We start from the raw sequence: 18,464 nt of genomic DNA on the forward strand, positions 1-18,464 counted from the left end.
ACGAGGGATGTGAGGGCCGGGCGGGAGGCGCGCAGCGCCTCCAGTCCATTGCGGGCGCGGGTGACATCGGCCGCTGTCGCGGCGCCCGTCCGCTGCCGGGCGGCCGCATAATCGACAAGGCGACTGGCCGTAGCCTCGCTGCGATCGAGGACATCGAGGCGCCGCCTCAGCCCCTGCAGCTGCTGATAATTTTCGACGACATCGGCGGCGACCATGAGCCTGACGCCATCGGCCGTTCGTGCGGTGCTTTCGGAAAGCGCGCGCGCCATTTCGGCGTCGGCATGGCGTCCACCGAACAGGTCAGCCTCCCAGGTGGCTCCAAGACCCACCAGATATCCACTGCCGCTGTTTCCGGACAGCGACGGCAGCATGGCCTGCCACTTGTCATCGATCCCGGCATCGCTCTGACTGGCCCACGCTGTGCCATTTGCGGCAACGGTAGGATAAAGCGCCGATTCCGCGACAGTGACTAGCGCACGCGCGGCGGCGACATGGGCCTTTGCAGCGCGGATATCGGCGTTTGCTTCGAGCGATTTCTCGACCAGCGCATCAAGAGCGGGATCGCCCCACGCCGTCCACCAGCGGTCTGTCCCGGTTATTGCCGCGTCGTTCGCCGCCGCCGCATCCAGGCGATTGGGCGGAGTGATGCGTGGCGCGTGCGCGGGCGTGTTCGGGACGCTGGCGCAAGCGGTGAGCAGCAGCGCGAGCGATGGAGGAAGCAATTGGCTATGCATTCTGATTTTCCTGGGTGATGTCATCCATGACCTTTAGCCCTGCCTTGAGAGCATCGAACGGAAGCGGCTGACGGCCATCGCCACGAAGAACACGCCCGAGCCGCAGATGATCGCGAGTTCCGGCAGGATCGTTCGCACGCCCGCGCCGCGATAGAGGATCGCCTGGGAGAGGCTGACGAACTGGGTGGTCGGCAGACATAGCGCAATCGTCCGGATCGCCGAGGGCATGCTCTCGAGCGGCGTTGCCGCTCCCGAGAGCAGATAAGCGATGGCGTAGACGGGCACTGCGAAGAGCCCGAACTGCGGCATGGATGGCGCGAGCGTTGCCATCCACATGCCGAGCGAGGTGACCGAGAAGAGGTAGAGAAACATCGCGGCAGTGAAGAGCAGGAGAGATCCGGTCAGCGGCACGCCCAGAACGCCATGAACGACGAACCAGAGGGACGCGATCGAGGCCAGCAGGATGACGAGGCCGTTGGCAAGGATCTTGGCGAAGGCGATCTCGCTGGCGCGCACGGGCATCACCAGCAGATGCTCGATCGTGCCATGCTCACGCTCACGGATCACCGCCGCGCCGACGAGGATGATCGAGAGCACCGTCACGTTGGTGACGATCTGCATGACCGAGGTATACCAGGCCGACTGGGCGTTGGGATTGAAATGCATCCGGCTTTCGACCTGGACCGGCAGCGCCTCCAGGAGGCCCCGGGCATGGAGGAAGTCGAGCGTTTCCTGCGCGAATATCTGCTGGAAATAGGCAGCGCCCAGACCTGCCTGCGTCATGGCGGTCGCGTCGACGAGAATCTGGACGGAAGGCGACCGGCCCGCGAGCGTATCGGCTTCGAAGCGGGGCGGGATTTCGATGACGAAGATATATTTTCCGCTATTCATCGCAGGGCCGATCGCGGATCGCTCGATGTCCTCGGGTGGTTTGAAATAGGGCTGCTGGATGGCATCGCGCAGCCGGCGCGACAGTTCGGAATGATCCTCGTCCATGATCGCGACCGAAGCGTTCATGACCTCTGCGCGTACCCCGTTCGCAACAAGCTGGATCGCCACGGTGAAAGCGAAGAGGATAAGCGCCATCAGCGTCACATCCTTCATGACACTGCGCAGTTCCTTGCCGCTCAGAAGCGCAACGTTGAGAATCCAGCGCGTCATTTCTCCTGCTTTCCCAGCATCAGGCGTGCGCCGCCCACGAAGAGGAATGCGAGCGCCATCAGGGCCAGATAGGCCTGGCCGAAACTGGCCATGCCCAGACCCTTGGTGAATGTGCCGAGACTGACGATCTGGAACCAGGAGGAGGGGAAGGTCAGCCCGATGATATGGCTCGGGCCTGTCAGGGTGGAAACGGGGTAAAGGAGCCCGGAGAAGTTCACCGACGGAATAAGACAGATGAGGGATGTCGCGAAGATGGCGGCGACCTGCGAGCGCACAAAGGCCGAGATCATCAGCCCCAGCCCGGTGACAGACAGAATGAAGAGGAACCCGCCGATCAGAAGGGCCGGCAAGGACCCCTTGAGCGGTACTCCCAAAATGAAGACAGTCACCAGGATCAGCGTCACGAAACTGATCATCGCAAGAAGGGCATAGGGCATCTGCTTGCCGACCAGGAATGCGCCCAGGCTCGCCGGCGAAGCGTAGAGATTGGTGATCGAGCCGATTTCCTTTTCGCGCACGACCCCAAGGGCCGTCAGCATCGCGGGAATGAGGATCATGCAGAGCATCAGGACGCCCGGCGCCATGGCGTAGATGCTGCGAAACTCCTGATTGTAGATGAAGCGCGGTTCGATTGTGGACGAGAGATCAGGCACAGCGAAGGGCTGCGCGGACCGCAACTGGTCCATTGCGTAGCGAAGGAGAACAGCCTCGGCATAAGCGCGGGCGTTCGACGCGGGGAAAGGACTCGCGCCGTCGATCCGCACGTCGACCGCGGGCCGCCGCCCTGCGGTCAGATCGCGTCCGAAGCCGGGGGGTATGTCCAGCACCATCTTGGTCGATGCCTCGCGCAGCGCCTGATCGGCGGCCGCGTCGCTCGCAAGTTCGGGCTCAACCCGGAAATAGCGTGACCCTTCAAAATAAAGTTGCAGGTCACGGCTGGCGGCACTGCGGTCATGATCGAGAACGGCAAGGCGGATATTCTGGACGTCGAAGGAAATGCTGTAGGCTGCAATGCACAGCAGGATGATCGGGCCGATCAGCGCGAAGGCGAGCCGGATGCGATCGCGCATGAGTTCGGTCGCTTCGCGCCGGGCAAAGGCCCAGGCGAAGCCCGGCCAGCTGCCGGCAGCGGTTGGTAATCGCGGCCGGCCGGGAGCCGTCGATCGCGCACCGGCGGCAGGAGTGGACGAAGCGACCGAAGCATCGACCGGCAGATGGGCGGAAGCAGTCGGCGCTTCGTCATTATCCTTCTCGAGGACAGCGATAAAAGCATCCTCGAGCCGCTGCGCATCATATCGCTGTGTGAGTTCCGTCGGCGCGCCGACCGCCAGAACCCGCCCGCGATGCATCAGCGATATGCGGTCGCACCGTTCCGCCTCGTTCATGAAGTGGGTGGAGACGAAGATCGTTACCCCTTCATCGCGCGAGAGGCGGATCAGATGGCGCCAGAACATGTCGCGCGCCGCCGGATCGACGCCGGACGTGGGCTCGTCCAGGATCAGGATCTCGGGTCGATGGAGGCAGGCGGCGGCGAGTTGCAGGCGTTGCCGTATGCCGAGCGGCAGAGCGGCGGGAACGGCATCGGCATGGGCTTCGAGCTCGAACTGGGCAAGCGCGGCCGAAACCAGTTCGCCTGCCTGCTGGCGTGGCACGCGATAGAGCCGCGCATGAAGGACCAGGTTCTGGCGAACCGAAAGCTCTTCATAGAGCGAGAAGGCCTGCGACATATAGCCCACGCGCATGCGCGTCTCCATGTCTCCGGGGGCGATCGGCCGCCCGAAAAGGCTGGCCGTTCCGTCCGTCGCATCGAGCAGGCCGGTCAGCATCTTCATGGTCGTGGTCTTGCCGCAGCCGTTCGAGCCCAGAAAACCGAATATCTCGCCGCGTCCGATGCGAAAGCTCACATGATCGACCGCTACGAAATCACCAAAGCGCCGCGTCAGATCATGCGCCTCGATTGCCGGCGCTTCGCCCTTGTCCTGCCAGGCCGGCACGACCAGCGCGTCGCCCGATGGCCGCTTGTCTTGCGGAAGCAGGCGAACATAGGCGGCTTCGAGCGTATCCGCGCCCGCGTCACGCATGATCTCGCGCGTATCCCCTTGCGCGATCACCTTGCCATCGTCCATCGCCACGAGGTGGCCAAAGCGCTCTGCCTCTTCCATGTAAGCCGTGGAGACCAGCACGGTCATGTCCGGCCGCTCCGCGCACATCGCATCCACCAGTTCCCAGAACTGCCGTCGTGAAAGAGGGTCTACCCCCGTGGTGGGTTCGTCGAGGATGAGCAGATCCGGATCGTGCACCAGCGAGCAACACAGGCCCAGCTTCTGCTTCATGCCGCCCGAAAGTTTGCCGGCGGGCCGGTCCGGAAAGGGTGCAAGCCCCGTCGCGTCCAGCAAGCGCCGCATATGCGCTTCCCGCTCGACTGCAGACAGTCCGAAGAGGCGACCAAAGAAGTCGATATTCTCGCGGACGGAAAGCGTCGGGTAGAGATTGCGACCAAGCCCCTGGGGCATATAGGCGACGCGGGAAAGGAACTCCTCCCGCTTGCGACGCTCGGTGAGATCGAAGCCGAGAACCGAAAGACGTCCCGTTTGCAGCTTTTTCACGCCGGATATGAGGCCGAGCAGCGTCGACTTGCCTACGCCATCGGGCCCGACCAGCGCGGTGGTCTTCCCCTTGGGCAGGGAGAGCGAAACCTCGTTCAGGGCGATGATACCGCCATATCGATGCGAAAGGCTTTCGATCCGTATCGCCTCTTCGGGGAGGATCTGAGCGGGCGGGATCATTTGTCGATCTTGGTGAGGTCGGGCCAGGGCTGGCGCGTATCGGTGCGCACGAACCCGTCCGCCGTCATGCCGGCTTTCAGCCTTCCGTCCAGGCCACGGGCGAGATCAGGCGCGATCTGCAGCTTCACCCGGTAGGACAGGTTCTCGCGTTCGCTGGCCGTCTCGACGAATTTTGGCGTGAACTGCGCACCGGGCGCCACGAAGCTGACGCGCGCGGGAATGGCGTCGCCAAAACCCTGCGGAAGAATGCGTGCCTCGTCGCCGATCCTGATCTTGCCGGCGACCGAAGCGGGCAGGAAGAAGGTGAGCCAGGCATCCTCGGCATTGACCAGCGACACGATCTTGCCGCCCGGTGGCAACATGGTTCCAGGCTCGACGATCCGATATTCGACGCGCCCGGGCGTCGGTGCGATGATCCGCAGGTCGGCAAGGCCGGCTCTGGTTTGCGCGATCAGGGCGTCGGCCTGGGCAATGGCCGAGCGTGCCTCGCCGACACCGCCGCCCGCCGCCTGGGCGCCACCTTGCGCAGCACCCAAGGCCAGGCGACGCTGCTCCAGCTCGACGTTCGAGACCATGTCACGCTCCCGCAGCTTGCCGGTCTCGACCCAGTCGATGCGGGCGAGCTGAGCCTGACTGTCCCGCGCGGCGAGCTCCCCTTGCGCGCGCATGAGGGCGGATACTGCCTGTTCGCGCTTGGCAAGCGCTCCGGCGAGTTGGGTTTTGAGGTCTACATCATCCTGCCGGGCGATGACCTGACCCGCCCCGACGAGATCACCTTCATGGACGTCAAGCGACATCAGGCGGCCAGGATATTTGGCGGCAATATCGGTGCGCGTCATCTCGAGACGGCCGTTGCCGCGCACGATGGTATCGGGGAGCTTGTCGGTGCGTCCAAACATCCACCACAGCCCGAAAGCCAGGGCGATGAGGACGACGGCCAGAATGGGAATGACGATAGGGCCCCGCAGCTTCACGCTATACCTCCTTGAGCGTTCATCGCACGAGCGCCACGCCGATCCGCAGGCGCGTCACGTGCTTGTTATAGTCGAGCAGATTTTCGCCATAGCCGGTGAAGCCCTGGCCGAAGAGATAGAAGTCCGGGCCTCCGCCCAGGATACGCCGGAACGGGTAGGAGAGCTCGGCGGTCAGAGCTCCCTTGCCGCTACCCAGGTTGAGACGGGTAGAAGCCGAGACGCGCAGCCCATCATCCTCGCTGGCCTCAATGAAAAGCCCGCTATTGCCGCGATATCGGCGAATGTCAGGATTGTCCGAAAGGTTTCCGAGATAGAGCCACAGCCGCGGCGCGATCGTCAGCCTTCGGTCCTCGCCGAGCGAGAAGCCGGCCATCGGGGCCAGATAGAGCATGTTGAGGCTGCGCGAGGCTGCGCCATCGCGTCCATTGGACTCATGGCGAAGGCCGATCTGGCCGCTGATCGTGGCCTTATCTGACACGGGCAGGGCAGGCGAGAGATAGAAGAGCTCGGGTTGATAATCGATATTGCGGAAGGGCGAGGATTTCGCCGCCACGTCCCAGAACATGCGCTGGGTATAGGCGAAATAGAGGCCGTCGATCAGCGAGGGAGAGCGGTCCATCCGCGCTCGACTTCCGAACAGCTGATATTTGAAACTGATCTGGATGCGTGCGTCTGTGTTGGTGCCGGGGCCATAGACCGCATAGATCGGTTCGTAGACCGAGAGATTGGGGATGAAAGCATTGCCCCGGGTTCGGTCTGTCGGCGATGGTGTGACGGAGTCTGGCGATATCTGCGGAGAGGTCGGAGGCGTGAGCGAGGGCGCGGCAGTCAGGGCGACCGGGGCAGAGCGGTCGGCCTCAGGATCGACGCCGATCGTCAGGAGGATTTGCTGCGTTGACCAGGAGGGAATGGACAAGGCCGCGCCGTCCATGACGTCCTGAAAGTCGATCCGGTAGCGCGCCGCCGCAAAGCCATTGGCCCGGATCGTCAGAACCGCAGCCTGTTTTTCGCCTCGTTGCAGCCAGACCTTTCGATACGTGCCGTTGCTGACCAGATCGGCCGCAACCTCGTCGGGAAGGCGAACCTCCTGCGCGGCCGCCCCGGCATTGAGAACGCGCACATCGACAAGGATATGTCCGCTCTGATCGCGGTTGCCTGCGCGCTGGACGACATACTCCAGAGCAGCTTGCGCGTGCGCCTGCGACGCCAGTACGGCGCTGGCTGCGAGGGCAAGAGGGGCAGCCCGAACGATCACGCGAAAAGATGCTGCCCGTTATCGACCGGAATGATCGTGCCGGTGATCCGCTTCGCGGCATCGCTGACGAGGAAGGCGGCCAGCGCGCCGACGTCGCTTACGTCAACCAATTTTCCTGCGGGAACCTGCGCGGCAGCCCGATCGAGCAATTCGTCGAACCGGTCGATTCCGCTTGCGGCGCGGGTGGCAATCGGCCCTGGTGAAATAGCGTGTGCCCGAATGGCTTTGGCGCCCAGTTCCGCGGCGACATAGCGCGTTGCGCTTTCCAGGGCCGCCTTGACGGGACCCATCAGGTTATAGTGTTCGACCACCCGCTCCGAACCATAGAAGGTCACGCAAAGCAGGCATCCGCCCGTTGCCATCAGCGGTTCGGCGAGCTTCGCCATGCGAAGGAAACTGTGGCAGGACACGTCCATCGCCGTCGAGAAGCCTTGCGCACTGCTGTCGACCACCCGACCGTGGAGATCCTCCTTCGGCGCGAAGGCGATCGAGTGCAGCAGGAAATCGAGGCCACCCCAGCGTTCTTGCACCTGGCCGAAAAGCGCCTCGAGTTCGCCGGGGATGCGTACATCGCACGGCGCAGTCCATTCGACGCCGAGCTGGTCGACGACAGGCTGGACCCAGTCCTTTGCCTTTTCGTTGAGATAGGTGGCGGCAAGCCGGGCGCCGCACCGGGCAAATGCCTCCGCGCATCCTGCCGCGATGCTATGTTCGTTTGCGATCCCGATGACGAGGCCGCGCTTGCCGGTCAGATCTACAAGCGGTGTCATTGGGCGGTCTCCTGCAGCAGGCTGAGCGTGTGAATTGCGATCATGCGTTCCTCGTCGGTGGGGATGACGAGGGCCTTGATCCGGCTCTCGGGGGCGCTGATCAGCGTCTCACCTGCAGCATTGGCGCGATCATCGATCTCAAGGCCCAGCCATTGGAGCCGGCGACCAATAAGACTGCGCATGCCCGCGTCATTTTCGCCGATGCCAGCAGTAAAGATGATCCCGTCCACACCCTCCAGCGAAGCGGCAAGGGCGCCGGTGTCACGGGCTACCCGCCAGGCGAAGAGATCAATCGCTTCTTTCGCTTCGGGTGCGTCGCTCGCGGCAAGCGTGCGCATGTCGCTGGAAATGCCCGACACGCCCAGAAGGCCCGATTGCCTGTAAAGCATATCCTCTATCGTCTTGGCGCCCATGCCCATCTGCGTCATGAGATGCAGCACGACACCGGGGTCGAGACTGCCCGAGCGGGAGCCCATCATCAAACCGTCGAGCGCGGTGAACCCCATGGTCGTGTCGACGCTTTGCCCCGCCGCCATGGCGCAAAGGCTCGCGCCATTGCCCAGATGTGCGGCGATGACCTTGCCCGAGGCCAGCGCCGGGTCGATCGCGGCGAGGCGCCGGGCGATATATTCATAGGAAAGGCCGTGAAAACCGTAGCGACGGATGCCCTGGTCGTGAAGCGCACGGGGGATTGCGAAACGAGAGGCGAGGGCTGGCTTGTCATGATGGAAAGCGGTGTCGAAGCAGGCGACCTGAGGCAGGTCGGGATCAAGCTTGGTGATCGCCCGGACGGCAGCCAGGTTATGGGGCTGATGCAGGGGCGCCAGCGGACAAAGTGCTTCCAGCTTGTCGATCAATTCAGAATCGATGCGCCGCGGGACGGAAAATTCTGTGCCGCCATGGACGATGCGGTGTCCGATGGCGGCGATCTCATAGCCTTCAAGTGGATGCTGCATCGCCCAGGAAAAAAGATCGGCCAGCAAGTCGGCGTGGGTAAGGCCTGCGCCATCCGGCCAGGTGCGATCGAGCAGGATCGTACCGTCCGTCCCTCGGGCCTTCAGCGCTGGCACTATCCCGATTTTCTCGATCTTTCCGCCGGCCGCGAGTTGGAGGCTGCCTCCCGGCTCCATGGCGAAGAGAGAGAATTTGATGCTCGACGAGCCGGAATTGAGGCTGACGACCGCCTTCATGCACTCTTGCCCCCGGGCAATCCAGGGGCTGCCGGCGTCACGGCGCGCGCCATCAGCACCGCCACTGCGCAGGACGCGAGACGCGTGCGCAGGCTGTCGGCACGGCTCGTCAGGATGATCGGCACGCGCGCGCCAAGCACGATACCGGCCGCGTCGGCGCCGCCCAGGAATGTGAGCTGCTTGGCCAGCATGTTCCCGGCTTCGAGGTTGGGCACGACCAGAATTTCCGCATGGCCCGCAACTTCGGAAACGATACCCTTTTCCCTGGCCGCGGCCTCGCTGACCGCATTGTCGAAGGCGAGGGGTCCATCGAGAATGCCGCCGCTGATCTGCCCGCGATCCGCCATCTTGCAGAGCGCCGCCGCATCCAGCGTCGAAGGCATTGCCGGGTTGACGGTTTCGACCGCAGCGAGGATCGCGACTTTGGGCGCCTCCATGCCGATCACATGCGCGAGATCGATGGCGTTGCGGATGATGTCGGCCTTTTCCTCGAGGGAGGGGGCGATGTTGATAGCGGCATCGGTAATGATGAGCGGTGTCGGCCGGCCAGGCACGTCCATGACATAGGCATGGCTGATCCGTCGTTCGGTGCGAAGGCCTGTAGCGGAAGAGACTACCGCGCCCATCAGTTCATCCGTGTGCAGTGATCCCTTCATGACGAGCTGCGCTTCGCCCGTGCGCACCAGTTCCACCGCCTTGGCCGCTGCGGCATGACTGTGCGCCACCGGCACGATCCGGAAACCGTCGATCGCGCGCGAGGCCGCAGTGGCTGCGGCCTTGATCTTCGCATCGGGCCCGATGAGGATCGGGGCGATCAATCCGGCTTGCGCCGCATCGAGCGCCGCAGTGATGGCGGCTTCGCTGCAAGGATGCACGATCGCCGTCGGGACCGGATCGCTACCACCGGCAAGCTCCATCAGCCGGCGATATTTGTCATGATCGTTGAGGCGAACGTCCGGCAGCTCCGCGCGCGGGCGCAGCACCTTTTCGCCGGGCGCGATCACCTGGGCCTGGCCAGTGATGACATCCTCGCCATGCTGGTTGGCGCAGCGGCAGTCGAGGATCAGGATTTTCTTCTCCGCACGCTTCTCGACGACGGTGACCGAGGCGGTGATCGTGTCGCCCGGTGCGACGGGGCGGCGGAAGCGCAACGACTGGTCCAGATAGATGGTGCCAGGACCGGGTAGTTGCGTTCCGAGGACGGCGGAGATGAGGCCGCCGCCCCACATGCCGTGGGCAATGACGTGGCGGAACATGTCGGTCGCGGCATATTGCGCGTCGAGGTGAGCCGGATTGACGTCGCCAGACACCAGGGCGAAAAGCTGAATGTCTTCCGGCTCGAGCGTTCGTGTGACCGATGCGGTGTCGCCAACTTCGATTTCATCGAAGGTGCGGTTTTCGATCATCGCTGGACCGGCCATCGCTCAACGCTCCTTCACATAGTGGCCAGGTGCCGGATAGAGCGCGGGATATCCCTTGTCGGGCGATCCCATCGGGGGAGGCGGGACGGGCTCGCTCGAATGGTCGACCAGCCATTCGCCCCAGGCGGTCCACCAGCTTCCCTCATGCGGCTCGGCGCGCGTAAGCCATTCCTCCGCGTCGAGCACGGGGCCGTCTTCCACACGATCGAGCACGCTGTAGCGACGCCCCCTGTGGCCCGGCTCCGATACAATGCCGGCATTGTGACCGCCGCTTGTCAGCACGAAGCGGATGGAGGCCGGGGAGAGCATGTGGATCTTGTGGACCGACTTCCACGGCGCGACATGGTCGCGTTCGGTTCCTACGATGAACATCGGTTTGCGCAGCGCCGACAGGGAAATAGCCCGGCCGTCGACCTTGTATTTGCCTTCGGCCAGATCATCATCGAGAAACAGACGGCGCAGATACTGGCTGTGCATGGCATAAGGCATGCGCGTGCCGTCGGCGTTCCACGCCATGAGATCGTTCATGGGCGCACGCTCGCCCATCAGATATTCGGTGAGGATCCGCGACCAGACGAGATCGTTCGAACGCAGAATCTCGAACGCACCGCCCATCTGGCTGCTGTCGAGATAGCCCCGGCTCCACATCATGTTCTCGAGCAGATTGAGCTGGGACTCATCGATGAAAAGGCCAAGTTCTCCGGGTTCGCTGAACTCGGTCTGGGCCGCGAGCAGGGTGACGCTCGCCAGCCTGTCGTCGCCATCGCGCGCCATTGCGGCTGCGGCGATGGACAGCAATGTGCCCCCGAGACAATAACCCAGCGCGTGGATATGCGCGTCGCCGCAGATCGCGTGGATGGCATCGATCGCTGCCATCGCGCCCAGCCGTCGATAGGCGTCCATGTCGAGGTTGCGGTCGGCGCTGCCCGGATTGTGCCAGGAGATGGCGAAGACCGTGTAACCCTGGCCCACCAGCCAGCGGACCAGCGAATTGTCCGGCGAAAGATCGAGAATATAATATTTCATGATCCAGGCGGGCACGATCAGCACCGGCTCCGGATGGACCATCCCGCTCGTCGGTTCATACTGGATCAGTTCGATCAGTTCGTTGCGATAGACGACCTTTCCTGGCGTCGCGGCAACAGTCTCGCCAACCGGGAACGCCTCAACTCCCGCCGGTGATTCCCCTCGTGCAAGGCGGCTCATGTCCTCGAAAAGATGCTCGATGCCGTCGATGAGGCAGCGCCCGCCTGTTTCGACGATCCGCTTCTGGAGCACGGGATTCGCCGCGATAATGTTCGTCGGCGCGACGATGTCGAGGATTTGGCGGGCCGCGAACGCAACCATGTCTTCATGATGACGGTCCACGCCCTTTATGCCCGTCGTGGCGGCGTGCCACCATTGCTGGGTCAGCAGAAATGCCTGCACGAGAAGATCATAGGGCTGTTCCCGCCAGGCAGGGTCGTCGAAGCGGCGGTCCTGGGGCAGCGGCTCGATTGCGGGAAGGGTGTCGGGATCGCCGGCGCGCCGGGCTGCATAATCAGCCAGTCGCATATATTTGCGACCCAGCTTGGTAGCCAGTTGCAACTGCCTGCCCGGAGAGATGGCGAGATGGAGCGCCCAGTCCGACCATGCCTGAACAAGCGTTGCGGGAGACAGGCCATGCGTTGCCTGAGCCACCATCGCAGCCGCTGCGTGATCGAGCGTCTCGGCGAGGCCGTCGAGGGGGTCGGTTTGGTGTTCATCGATCGACATGCTCAATCTCCTGCGGCGGCAGAGCGGCAATGCCTGCGAGCAGGCGAGTCCCTCTGCTGTGTTTCTTTGCGCAGGCGCTCGGCAGCCTGCAGAAAGGTTAAGTACCTCCCCTTTGAGGTTCACCGCGGCGGAGCGCATGGCTCGCCGTGGAGCAAAGTCTCGACGATGGTCTCTGCGATGAGAATTCGGGCGGCGTCCTCAGGGATCTCGGGAGCAAGCGATCGCAGGACAGTAGGAAAGCTGGCGGGTTGATTGGCAGCGGCGCTCAGCAACGCGAAAAAGAGCGCAGGGTGACTGGCCCTGATTATGCCCTGAGCGATTCCGGCCTCGTAAAGCGTCCGACAACTTTCATAGGCAGGATGGATCAGTTGTTCCGTAACCAATGTCGACCGCTCAGACCTATCCGCTGCGTGCCGAACGACAAAATCCCTCACATAGGGATGGTCCGAATAAAAATAGATTATGCGCGTAATCGCGTCGCAAAGTCGGTCATGAACCGAACGGCTATCGTCTGAGGCAATCTTGGAAATTTCCGCGATTATTCCGGTCGTGCTCTGTGTTATCGCTTCCAGGCAGGCTTTCCAGAGTTGAGCTTTGCTTCCGAAATGCACGCGGATGAGGTTTTGACTGACGCCAGCGGCCGATGCGATTCCTCTCAGATCTGCGCGCTCGAACCCGTCATGCGAAAATGCGCAGATGGCAGCCGCCAGCAATTCCTGTCTGCCACCAACCATATCCTTCTGCCTGCGGCCTCGGGGCGACGGGAGAGGATGAATGGCGACCTCTGTCGGCATGTAGACTCCATGATATGTTCAATTGAACATATATTATGGGTTGCACTTGCACAATGCCTGTTCGGCCGAAAAATCGAACGATCAGCAGAGGATGGGCGAAGCGCCTCTGAAAATACGGCAGTCCCGCTGGTGAGTGATCGCGACGCCTGGCGTCGATCAGACACCTTTACCACGCAGTGCTCGCTCCCATCACAACCGGGCCGCCGGGGCGACGAGTTCATAACCGAACTGCAGCGCCTCGCGGCTCCGCATTGAGCGCGATCTCAAGAATATGGAACAGAGTGGAGAGGCTGCGGAAGCTGAAGCCCGCACGCCCCGAGCTTCGCCTCGCTCGAAGAGGTAACGCAGCGGCCGAGGTCATCGGGCTATCCGTTCATCCTCGCGGCGACCGGGCGAACCCAAGCCCAGCGAAACTAGCCGACTCTCGTCCGTCTCGGGAGGCGCCACGGTCGCTGCTTCCCGCTGAGGGTGTCGCACGGAAACCGAGTATCCATACTTGAACGATCGTTCCCGAATCGCTATACATGACCTATGGCAAGACCTCGGGAATTCGACACGGATGCTGCCCTGGACGGTGCGATCACCGTGTTCAGCGAGCATGGATATGAGGGCAGTTCGGCGCAGATGCTCGTGGACGCCATGGGCATTGGGCGGCAGAGCCTCTACGCGGCCTTCGGCGACAAGTGGCAGCTCTATTGCGCGGCGGTGCGGCGCTACGGCATGGGCGAATGCGCGGCGCATTTCGAGGCGCTTCGCAGCGGCGCGCGCGCCATTGACGGGATCGGGGCCATGCTGCGGCGCGTCGTGGAGACAGCAGCCACGCCCTGTCTCGGCGTCGGCTCGACCTGTGAGTTCGGCGCATCGCGGCCGGACCTTGTCGATATCCATGCAGCACTGGGCAGGACATTGCACATGGCCATCGCCTCGCGCATGCGCGACGCGCAGCGTGAGGGCGATGTTGCAGCCAGCCTCGATCCCGAGGCTCTCGCGCAATTCCTGATCGCCAATATCGCCGGGATCCGCGTCGCCGGGCGTGGCGGCGCCGACCGATCAACCCTGGCTGCCCTGCAGGAGATGGTCATGCGCGCGCTGCGCTGACCCCTTTTTTGACCAATTACTGAACGATCATTCAAGATAGGAGAAAGACATGCGAGCAGTGGTGATGACCGCGACCGGTGGCCGCGAGGTGCTGGAGCAGATCGAGCGACCGGAGCCTGTCGCCGGGCCGGGCGAGGCGCTGGTCGAGATCGCGGTTGCCGGGGTCAACTTCATGGATATCGGCGTGCGTCAGGGGATTGCCTGGACTGACATGCCCAATCCCAAGATCCTGGGCGTCGAAGGCGTCGGTCGAGTTCTGGCAGTCGGCGAAGGCGTCGAGGCTGTTCAGCCCGGCCAGCGTGTCGCCTGGGTCTATGCGCCCGGCAGTTATGCTGAGCGGGTCGCGATCCCGGCAACGTCGCTGGTGCCGGTTCCCGATGCGGTCGACGATCGAACGGCGGCCTCGATCATGATGCAGGGGCTGACCGCCAGCCATTTCGCGACCGACTTCTATCCGGTCCTGCCCGGTGATATCGCCTTCGTTCACGCTGCGGCAGGAGGTCTTGGCCTGCTCCTGACCCAGATCATCAAGTTGCGCGGCGGCCAGGTGATCGGTCGGGTCTCATCTGAAGAAAAGGTCGCCACCGCCCGGGAGGCGGGCGCCGACCACGTCATTGTCGATACGGAAGGGCGATTTGCCGAAGAGGCCCTGCGCCTGACCGATGGAGAGGGCGTCCATGTCGTCTATGATGGATCGGGACCGACAACGTTTCAGGGTTCACTCGACGTCCTGCGCCGGTCGGGCACCTTCTGCTGGTATGGCCCGGTGCTGGGTGGGCCAGGGCCACTCGATATCATGAGCCTGCCCAGGAGCATCAAGATCGGCTACGCCGTCTTCTTCGACCATATCCATACCCCGGAACTGCTTCGCAAGCATGCCGCGCAGCTCTTCCAGTGGGTCGCGGACGGCAGGCTCAAGGTCCGGATCGGCGGCGAATATGCCCTTGCGGATGCGGCGAAGGCCCACGCGGATATGGAGAGCCGCAGGACCACCGGAAAGTTGGTGCTGATCCCGTGAGCGCTCGGGTCGCCATGGTGTTCGGGGGATCGCGTGGCATTGGCGCCGCCATCGCAAACCGGCTCGCCGGAGATGGTTTCGATCTGGCGCTGACCTATGTCTCGCAACCTGATCGCGCCGCTGAGGTTGTCCAAGCGATCAACGGCCTGGGACGCAGCGCCATCGCGATTCAGGCTGATAGCGCCGATGCCGATGCTATCACCGCATCAGTGGCGCATGCGGTCGATCGGTTGGGCATGCTCGACGTCGTGGTTGTCAATGCCGGCGTCCTTCGCCGCGCGACAATCGAGGCGTTCACGCTCGAGGATCTCGACCTGATGCTCGACGTCAACGTGCGCGGCGTCTTCCTCGCCATCCAGGCTTCGACCGCGCGGATGCGCGATGGCGGGCGCGTGATCACGATCGGCAGCAACACCGCTATTCGAACTGGCTCGCAGGGCAGCAGCGTCTACGCCATGACCAAGGCCGCCGTCGCGACCATGGTCAAGGGCGTCGCTCTCGACCTCGCGCCCCGGCGTATCACGGTCAACAACATCCAGCCGGGACCGATCGAAACCGATCTGACGGCTGCGATGGTTCCGCGCCTGCGCGACCTCATTCCACTTGGGCGGGTCGGCAAAGCGGAGGAGGTCGCGTCGCTCGTTTCCTATCTGATTAGCCCGGCGGCTGGTTACATGACGGGTGCCAGTCTGACGATCGATGGCGGGTATGTGCTCTAGCGATCGCCACGAAATACTGCAGTTCGGTCGATGACGACGAGAATTGCCGGGCGCCCTTCTCATGATTGACGTTCTGCGCATTCTCTCAATTCTATTGGACGTCGACTGGGTAAGGCATCGCCCTTAAAGGGGCGCGGAAGGGATCACATTGATGTTTACGGACGAAGAGCGGATCAAAGGGTCGGCGAAGCTGCCCGCCCATAGCCGGCACTCCCATGCGCCGCTCAAACTTCTCGCGGAGATGGCTGCCGAACATGGCCGTGAACTCGTCGCTTTGTTCTACGATACGCTGCTTCGTGACCAGGAGGCTGCCCAGTTCCTGAACCACGCTGTGGTGCAGGAGAGGCTCAGCTCTTCCCTCATTGAGTGGCTCACGCAGTTGTTTTTCGGACAGGACATTCGCGACTCCCCCGAAAAGCAGGCCCGCCAGAAGATCATTGGCGAAGTCCACGCTCGCATCAAGATTCCGGTCCATCTCGTAATGACAGGCGCGCTGGTGATCAAGACACGGCTCGCTGAATTGCTGCAGGGTCAGGCAGTCGATCCGTTGGTAGGCATTCGCGCGCTTCAACTTGCTGATGCGCGAATGGACACGGCCGTCATGCTCATCAGCCAGTCCTATGTAAAGGACACCACGGCAAGAGCGAGACTAGATGAAGCCTATCGGCTCTTCTCTCTGGATCAGGACGCTGCAGTCGACAAAGAGACGCAGCGCGCCAGCCTGATGGAGTGGAGCCAGAACACACTGTTCGCGCTTCTGCAAGCTGGCCCTGGTGGCGGGTTGCTCCGCTTGGGCGATTCCGCCTTCGGACTTTGGCTTCGGCATCGGGCACAGTTCATGTTTGAGCAATCGGCGCAGTTCAGCACTGTGGTCCGACTTGTCGAGCGCATCGATGAGATGCTCCTGCCAGAGCTGGATGCTCCCCGTAAGCGTCAGGATGGCTCATCCGCCTTGGCGGATTTGCGCGCCGCAGTTGACGAAATTTCCTTCCTGGTCGCTGATCTCTTCCAGACATTAAGCACCATGGAAGGAGGACGCGATCCGCTGACCCGTGCCCTTAACCGCCGTTTCCTGCCTGCCATACTTGGCCGCGAGGTCACATTCGCGAAGGAGAACGGGACAGCGCTCAGCGTCATGCTGGTCGATATCGACCACTTCAAGGCGATCAATGATCGGCACGGCCATCAGGTCGGTGATGAAGTCCTCCGGCAGGTGGCACAAGTGATCGTCGGGAATGTCCGGGCGACGGACTTCGTTTTCCGGTACGGGGGCGAGGAGTTCCTGATCGTCCTAGTCGAGACAGGCATCGAGGCTGCGGCCAACATAGCGGAGCGCATTCGGGCAGATATGGAGGGCCATATTTTCGAAACGGGAAGCTCGGGCGGCCTCAGTGTCACCGCGTCGATCGGCATTGCCCTGCATTCCGGCCATCCCGATCAGAAATTCCTGATCAAGGCCGCGGATGAGGCACTCTATCGGGCCAAGGCCGCAGGTCGCAACACGGTGGAACTCGCCCCGATTTATGGAGAAGGCGGGAAGGGGATTTGGCCGCTTGCCACATGACGTTCTTTACACCCAGATGTTTACGGGCATCAGGCTCCAAGTTTCCTGGATTTATCGGTGGCGGTATCGCTCGAGACCGCCACTTGCGTGGCTTGCATAACCAATCTCCCATGCTGCCCGAACATGGGAGGCACGGTAGGGATTGGCGTGACGCGGCAAGCCGGCCTGTGCGGCCTTCAGACCCCATCGATATGCATGGTCGAATTGCACTGATGGGCTCCTTCCCGATCAACCGATTGCCCGGCGACGGCGGCGGAGCATAATCGCGCCGACTGCCAGAACGAACAGGCCAAGCGCTCCTTTGCATTCCAGTTCCGTGTTTTCGCTGAAATCAGGAGACGACATTGCGACGCAAGCTCGTCAATGCGAGTGTGGCGAGCCTCTTTTCGCCTACGCCATTGCCGGAAAACTTGCTCATGGCCAAATCTATGGTGCGGACAAGCGCGTCGTCAGTGCGATCTGCCGCTGTCGATTTGCGCGCGTAGTGCTGCCTTACTCGCCCCAAAACAAGCGAAAGGAGACGGGCATCTTTAGGGCTCGCGATACGCCGTAGTCTTTGCAGTTCGTCGAGAGAAATTCCGACGCGTGTGTCGCGCAAAATCTCAAGCAAAGGAGTTGACGTATCGCCGCCGATCTCTATTAGCCTGGGTGTCAGCAGGCCGATACGATCCAGCATCGTGTTGATCCATTTGGCGGTGTCGGGCATGTGGCGCAAACCTGCTCGCCCGGCAAGATCGCGCCAACCGGCGCGCATCAAACGCAAGCTTGCCTTTTCAGCTCCAATCGTGCGGACGGCCTCCAGAACCAGCACCGCTAGCAGCGCACCGACCACTTGCGCGATTGCGGCGTTGGCGAAAAATGTAAAGCTTGACGAGTAAACAGCATCCAAGCCCATCAAGCCGGGCAGGGCCAGGATCATGCCGATTGCGATGGCTGCTGTGCGGCGATTGACCATCATGGTGCCTATCACCTTGATGGGCGTCAGTCGTGCCGAACAGGTGACGGACAATATCTCAGCGCTCAAGCTTCACTTGTCAGACAAGCATGTTGCGGCGCTCGATGCAGTCAGCGCAGACAGTGGGAAATTTCTCTATGGGCTGTTTCAACCGCAAGTTCGCAACCAGATTGTCTTTGGTGGCGCGGACATCCTGGCCTGAAACCAGCGCGACCAGAGCCGTCGGGGTATCGGCGGCTCCGTTCCAAAGCTATCGGTGAAAGTCCAGGC

17 protein-coding genes are annotated in these 18,464 nt (G+C 62.5%); 5 read left to right on the plus strand and 12 right to left on the minus strand.

Translation table 11 applies throughout. From position 1 onward, the window contains the following. The 10 genes from IL54_RS09260 to IL54_RS09305 form a co-directional block, all read right to left on the minus strand. The coding region (locus IL54_RS09260) for a TolC family protein (RefSeq protein WP_193378834.1) at window positions 1-734 on the minus strand (734 nt) is incomplete at its 3' end. A 33-nt stretch (window positions 735-767) separates the two neighbouring features. Then, a complete protein-coding gene (locus tag IL54_RS09265) occupies window positions 768-1,895 on the minus strand; it encodes an ABC transporter permease (protein ID WP_017503204.1) in 1,128 nt (375 codons plus the stop codon). Beyond that, window positions 1,892-4,681: a ribosome-associated ATPase/putative transporter RbbA gene (gene rbbA, locus IL54_RS09270; protein ID WP_037475047.1), complete on the minus strand. Its 2,790-nt coding sequence runs from the start codon at window positions 4,679-4,681 to the stop codon at window positions 1,892-1,894. Before rbbA ends, IL54_RS09265 begins: the two co-directional genes overlap by 4 nt. Further along, a complete protein-coding gene (locus IL54_RS09275; protein ID WP_037475050.1) occupies window positions 4,678-5,655 on the minus strand; it encodes an HlyD family secretion protein in 978 nt (325 codons plus the stop codon). Before IL54_RS09275 ends, rbbA begins: the two co-directional genes overlap by 4 nt. A 19-nt stretch (window positions 5,656-5,674) precedes the next feature. Then, the gene (locus IL54_RS09280; protein WP_036526765.1) at window positions 5,675-6,910 is read right to left on the minus strand and encodes a phospholipase A; all 1,236 of its coding nucleotides are present in this window, start codon (window positions 6,908-6,910) and stop codon (window positions 5,675-5,677) included. Continuing rightward, entirely contained in the window at window positions 6,907-7,680 is a 774-nt protein-coding gene (fabI, locus tag IL54_RS09285; protein WP_004207059.1) for an enoyl-ACP reductase FabI, read from the minus strand. Before fabI ends, IL54_RS09280 begins: the two co-directional genes overlap by 4 nt. Further along, entirely contained in the window at window positions 7,677-8,870 is a 1,194-nt protein-coding gene (locus IL54_RS09290) for an acetate/propionate family kinase (RefSeq protein WP_037475053.1), read from the minus strand. The genes fabI and IL54_RS09290 overlap by 4 nt, the downstream gene beginning before the upstream one ends. After that, a complete protein-coding gene (locus IL54_RS09295; RefSeq protein WP_004207061.1) occupies window positions 8,867-10,291 on the minus strand; it encodes a bifunctional enoyl-CoA hydratase/phosphate acetyltransferase in 1,425 nt (474 codons plus the stop codon). Before IL54_RS09295 ends, IL54_RS09290 begins: the two co-directional genes overlap by 4 nt. A 3-nt stretch (window positions 10,292-10,294) precedes the next feature. Next, window positions 10,295-12,046, minus strand: a complete 1,752-nt coding sequence (locus IL54_RS09300) for a PHA/PHB synthase family protein (protein WP_004207062.1) — start codon at window positions 12,044-12,046, stop codon at window positions 10,295-10,297. 119 nt (window positions 12,047-12,165) lie between these two features. After that, window positions 12,166-12,840 (minus strand): TetR/AcrR family transcriptional regulator, encoded by a 675-nt coding sequence (locus tag IL54_RS09305; protein ID WP_017503672.1) that lies wholly within the window; start codon window positions 12,838-12,840, stop codon window positions 12,166-12,168. Between the two features lie 531 nt (window positions 12,841-13,371). On the opposite strand from IL54_RS09305, the gene IL54_RS09310 reads away from it, so the two are divergent. The 4 genes from IL54_RS09310 (at window position 13,372) to IL54_RS09325 (ending at window position 17,239) form a co-directional block, all read left to right on the plus strand. Further along, window positions 13,372-13,938 (plus strand): TetR/AcrR family transcriptional regulator, encoded by a 567-nt coding sequence (locus IL54_RS09310; RefSeq protein ID WP_004207065.1) that lies wholly within the window; start codon window positions 13,372-13,374, stop codon window positions 13,936-13,938. A 49-nt stretch (window positions 13,939-13,987) separates the two neighbouring features. Beyond that, on the plus strand, window positions 13,988-14,956 hold the full coding sequence (locus IL54_RS09315; RefSeq protein WP_004207066.1) for a quinone oxidoreductase family protein: 969 nt from the start codon (window positions 13,988-13,990) through the stop codon (window positions 14,954-14,956). Beyond that, window positions 14,953-15,675, plus strand: coding sequence for an SDR family oxidoreductase (locus tag IL54_RS09320; protein WP_232016162.1), 723 nt, complete (start codon window positions 14,953-14,955; stop codon window positions 15,673-15,675). The genes IL54_RS09315 and IL54_RS09320 overlap by 4 nt, the downstream gene beginning before the upstream one ends. 151 nt (window positions 15,676-15,826) lie before the next feature. Next, window positions 15,827-17,239 (plus strand): diguanylate cyclase, encoded by a 1,413-nt coding sequence (locus tag IL54_RS09325; protein ID WP_037475055.1) that lies wholly within the window; start codon window positions 15,827-15,829, stop codon window positions 17,237-17,239. A 51-nt stretch (window positions 17,240-17,290) separates the two neighbouring features. On the opposite strand, the gene IL54_RS25895 is transcribed toward IL54_RS09325, so the two are convergent. Further along, complete coding sequence (locus IL54_RS25895; RefSeq protein ID WP_419555358.1) at window positions 17,291-17,449, minus strand: ribosome modulation factor; 159 nt, start codon at window positions 17,447-17,449, stop codon at window positions 17,291-17,293. A gap of 121 nt (window positions 17,450-17,570) precedes the next feature. After that, a complete protein-coding gene (locus IL54_RS09330; protein ID WP_076605487.1) occupies window positions 17,571-18,197 on the minus strand; it encodes an FUSC family protein in 627 nt (208 codons plus the stop codon). Here IL54_RS09330 and IL54_RS24085 point away from each other — a divergent pair. Next, the gene (locus IL54_RS24085) at window positions 18,157-18,396 is read left to right on the plus strand and encodes a hypothetical protein (RefSeq protein ID WP_052027628.1); all 240 of its coding nucleotides are present in this window, start codon (window positions 18,157-18,159) and stop codon (window positions 18,394-18,396) included. The genes IL54_RS09330 and IL54_RS24085 overlap by 41 nt on opposite strands. Window positions 18,397-18,464: the final 68 nt, after the last annotated feature.

Source organism: Sphingobium sp. ba1, assembly GCF_000743655.1.
In the GTDB taxonomy this organism is placed as follows: Bacteria; Pseudomonadota; Alphaproteobacteria; order Sphingomonadales; family Sphingomonadaceae; genus Sphingobium.

What these genes read in the sequence shown, in the direction of transcription:
- IL54_RS09310 (WP_004207065.1), top strand. Translation starts at nt 13,372, where the DNA reads ATGGCAAGACCTCGGGAATTCGACACGGATGCTGCCCTGGACGGTGCG.
- IL54_RS09330 (WP_076605487.1), bottom strand. Translation starts at nt 18,197, where the DNA reads ATGATGGTCAATCGCCGCACAGCAGCCATCGCAATCGGCATGATCCTG.
- rbbA (WP_037475047.1), bottom strand. Translation starts at nt 4,681, where the DNA reads ATGATCCCGCCCGCTCAGATCCTCCCCGAAGAGGCGATACGGATCGAA.
- IL54_RS09325 (WP_037475055.1), top strand. Translation starts at nt 15,827, where the DNA reads ATGTTTACGGACGAAGAGCGGATCAAAGGGTCGGCGAAGCTGCCCGCC.
- IL54_RS09265 (WP_017503204.1), bottom strand. Translation starts at nt 1,895, where the DNA reads ATGACGCGCTGGATTCTCAACGTTGCGCTTCTGAGCGGCAAGGAACTG.
- fabI (WP_004207059.1), bottom strand. Translation starts at nt 7,680, where the DNA reads ATGACACCGCTTGTAGATCTGACCGGCAAGCGCGGCCTCGTCATCGGG.
- IL54_RS09305 (WP_017503672.1), bottom strand. Translation starts at nt 12,840, where the DNA reads ATGCCGACAGAGGTCGCCATTCATCCTCTCCCGTCGCCCCGAGGCCGC.
- IL54_RS09290 (WP_037475053.1), bottom strand. Translation starts at nt 8,870, where the DNA reads ATGAAGGCGGTCGTCAGCCTCAATTCCGGCTCGTCGAGCATCAAATTC.
- IL54_RS09315 (WP_004207066.1), top strand. Translation starts at nt 13,988, where the DNA reads ATGCGAGCAGTGGTGATGACCGCGACCGGTGGCCGCGAGGTGCTGGAG.
- IL54_RS09300 (WP_004207062.1), bottom strand. Translation starts at nt 12,046, where the DNA reads ATGTCGATCGATGAACACCAAACCGACCCCCTCGACGGCCTCGCCGAG.
- IL54_RS24085 (WP_052027628.1), top strand. Translation starts at nt 18,157, where the DNA reads ATGCCGATTGCGATGGCTGCTGTGCGGCGATTGACCATCATGGTGCCT.
- IL54_RS09295 (WP_004207061.1), bottom strand. Translation starts at nt 10,291, where the DNA reads ATGGCCGGTCCAGCGATGATCGAAAACCGCACCTTCGATGAAATCGAA.